This window comes from Candidatus Omnitrophota bacterium (assembly GCA_018894435.1).
Classification (GTDB): Bacteria; Omnitrophota; Gorgyraeia; order JAHIPI01; family JAHIPI01; genus JAHIPI01.
Genome location: JAHIPI010000005.1, coordinates 1 through 3,369, shown reverse-complemented (window position 1 = coordinate 3,369; position 3,369 = coordinate 1). Strand labels below are relative to the sequence as shown.

The window sequence follows — 3,369 nt, the reverse complement described above, 5'->3', positions numbered from 1 at the left end:
CGCCTCAGCTCCTCTTGACTCATGGTAACTGTGTCCTTTCCTGCCATAAGGGCCTCCTTTGGAAGAGGCTATTATAGCAACTTTGGGATAGGACATTTTAACTTTGCTGAAAGCGGACATTATTATATTGCGATTACAGTGAAAAAAATAAGGTGAAAAAAATAAGGATATTATTTACGGAGGGGCTACTCTTCTTCTGCTTCCAGTTCGGGCTCGTAGACGCTTATGAACCTTATAACCTTCTTCGCGTCTTCTTTTACTATATAGGAAATATCGACGTCATTGCCTAGTGCGATCTCGCTTATGGAGTCGATATTCTCGTAATCGGTATCCGGACCGAGATAATAAGTAACATCCGCCTCTATGCCGGTATCGTAATTCTGCTCTTTTATCACTACGACTCCGGAAGGAATATCTACGGAAGTTACTGTGCCATAAGCAAACTCGGTTTCCTCAGCTTTATCTATGGCAAATGACGTTTGGCCCGGTATTAACAGTACCAGGACCAGTACAAAACAAATAAGAACACTTTTCATATTTTTGTCCATATGTTAACCTGAGAACAGGTTGCTAATTAAGATATCACTAAAATTGGTCTCTGTCAATTCCTCTTTTTCTGAATCCGTGAGGTCCTTATTATATTTTCCGAAACGCAGCAGAGAGAATATATCATGCAAAGGCAGTTCCGGCTGTGAAGAGAGATTAAAATATCTGTCTTTACCGCCTTTTATTTCAGCCGTTATTTTATGCCGGCCGATATGCGCTACTTCTATAATATCCAGCACCGGCTCCTTGTCGAGCGAAATAAAACCTATGCGGCCATATGTAATCCTAAATTGATGCGAATAGACTTTGAAGATACCGCCGGTGATCCACGCTGTTCCCAGAAGATAGGGTTTCTCGTCGTTATGTTTCCTCAGTTTACAGGATATATTTAATCTCGCTTCAAGATATTGGTTTGATAAATTTATGTTGCGGCCTTCTATATCTACGTCCATTGTCGCGTTATCCAAAAAATCGTTTCCAAAATTTAAATCTTTAAAAAGAGAAAAGATTAAAAATCCGTCGATAAATTCTCCCCTCTGTATCTTCACGTTTCCGTAAATATTTGCATTGGCGGGCCTGCCCGCTGCCTCCAGATTAAAGACCCCTCTCACCTTACGCGCGTTTTTATAATCTATCTGAAAATCTTTTGAGCTGAGAAAGAGGTTCATCATGTGCGGCCGCAAGTTCTTGAAGACGATTTCGCCTTCGGATGTAATCGTACCTCTCAAGGATATGTCCTTCGGAACTGAGTCGCGGAATTGATCTAATCTTAGGGCATTTCTTCGGATGACTACTATGGCCGTATCTTTATGCTGATATGCGTCTACGGGTATTTCGGTATCTTTGCATGCAAGATAGAGGCCCACAAATTTACTATCCAGCTCGCCGTATAATAAACCAAGCGGCGGGTAGGTCAGGTCAAGGGAATCAGCTTTCAATTGAAACTCTTTAGGGAGGATATTTACATTATCTATTACAATGTTTTTCAGTGAGAGGTTTGTGAGGATATTGCCTTTGACATATCCGATATACAAATCGGCTTTCCACCTTCTCTCGGCATATACGCGGAATCTGTTGGCAATAAATTTATAAAGATACCTGTCTTTTAGCGATTCAAAACCCCGCGCGAATCCCATCCACATCACGAGAATGCCGACAATTATAAGTATGAGCTTCGTTCTGAAACGCATGGAACCCTGAACTTTTGTACTATGGTGACATCCGTCGAAGCTGAACGCGAAACTTGTCCTCCGCAGCCAAACGCGAAAGCAATTTGGCGAAGGAGGAGCAATTCAGCGCAGACGGATAGGAGAGCGATATTACTGTAAATACGCTTTTAACTTAGACCAGGTCTTATTTCCCACTACACCGTCGGCAGTCAAACCATTCGCCTCTTGAAAAGCGCATATTGCCTTTTTTGTATTTTTTCCTACTTTGCCGTCGATGGACCCATCGTAAAAACCCGCGTTTTTAAGGGCTGTTTGTATCTGCTTCGAGGATACTTTACTTACGTCCCCCGGAGCAGTCTTGGCCGATGTACTTTTGACGCGTTCTGCTTTATCCAATTCTTTCTCAAGCCCCTGGATCTCTTCGTCTCTTTGCTTAAGCTGCATCTCTAAATCGCCTATCTGGCCCTGCAGCTGCTGAACTTGTGTCTTCGCGCTCTCTTTTTTGGTAGTCGCGCATCCGGCAAGATTCATTAATATAAAAACACTAAGCAGAATTCTAAGCAGCATCTTTACCTCCTTGGATTGGTGCCAGTATTATCGCACAATTAATGGTAACTTTCAAATCTTATTTCTATTTATATGATACACGGCCCGCCAACTGTCCGCAGGCTGCGGCGATGTCTTTACCCTTTGAACGTCTCAATGTCGCTTTTACCTTTTTTCCCAAAAGGCGTTTCATAAATACTTCGGCTTCTAATTCGCAAGGTGACGCAAGGCCGCGCCGTGCAATCGGGCTATAAATAAGCAGGTTGACCTTCGCGCCGAGCTTTCGCACAATGGCAGCAAGTTTATCGGCGTCTTCCAAAGAATCGTTTTTGCCCTTTATAAGCACATACTCAAAAGTGAGCATTCCCTTTTTTGCCCTTACAAACTCGGAACATACCTTTAAAAGCGCTTTGAGAGGGTACAACTTATTTATGGGCATAAGAGTATTTCTTAATTTGTCGTCCGCGCCGTGCAGCGAAACGGATAAATTTACACCTATCTTAAACGTTATTAACGCCTTTATTCCCGGAACGATCCCGCAGGTAGAAATAGTAATCCGGCCGGCAGCTACATTCATGCCTTCGGGGGAAGTCATTATCTCAATCGCCTTTGTTACATTTTCATAATTATCCAGCGGCTCGCCCATCCCCATAAAGACGATATTATTCAGATTACTCTTAAGCTCGTGTTTCAAAAATAACGCCTGATTTACCATTTCTGATACTTCGAGATTCCGCATAAAGCCTTTAAGAGCGCTCGCGCAAAAAGTGCATCCGTATTTGCAGCCCACTTGCGTTGAAAGGCATGCTGTCTTTCGTTCTTTCGAATATATGAGGACGCTCTCTATGAAATTGTTGTCGTAAAGCTCGAATAGAAATTTCTCGGTTCCGTCGACCGAACGAAGGCGCTCAGCCAAAATAAGATCACCTATATAATAGTTACCCGTCAATTTTTGCCTTAACGCTTCAGGCATATTGCTCATGCGGGCAAAATCGCCGCAGCCTTTCTTATATAGCCATGAAAACAATTGCCTTGCCCTGTATGCGGGCTCGCCGATATTTTCTATTTCCTTTTTAAGCTCTTCCAGCGTAAAATTTTTAATATCTTT

The 3,369-nt window shown here is 42.7% G+C and carries 4 protein-coding genes; all 4 read right to left on the bottom strand.

What is annotated here, in order from left to right; all coding sequences use genetic code 11:
- Window positions 1-185 precede the first annotated feature (185 nt).
- A complete protein-coding gene (locus tag KKI13_00440; protein ID MBU4487524.1) occupies window positions 186-548 on the bottom strand; it encodes a hypothetical protein in 363 nt (120 codons plus the stop codon).
- A 3-nt stretch (window positions 549-551) separates the two neighbouring features.
- Complete coding sequence (locus tag KKI13_00435; GenBank protein MBU4487523.1) at window positions 552-1,736, bottom strand: translocation/assembly module TamB; 1,185 nt, start codon at window positions 1,734-1,736, stop codon at window positions 552-554.
- A 129-nt stretch (window positions 1,737-1,865) separates the two neighbouring features.
- Window positions 1,866-2,159 carry a peptidoglycan-binding protein gene (locus KKI13_00430; protein MBU4487522.1) on the bottom strand — a complete coding sequence of 98 codons (294 nt, stop codon included), beginning with the start codon at window positions 2,157-2,159 and terminating at the stop codon, window positions 1,866-1,868.
- Between the two features lie 187 nt (window positions 2,160-2,346).
- Window positions 2,347-3,369, bottom strand: a 1,023-nt coding sequence (gene rlmN / locus KKI13_00425) for a 23S rRNA (adenine(2503)-C(2))-methyltransferase RlmN (GenBank protein ID MBU4487521.1), incomplete at its 5' end; no start/stop codon positions are given.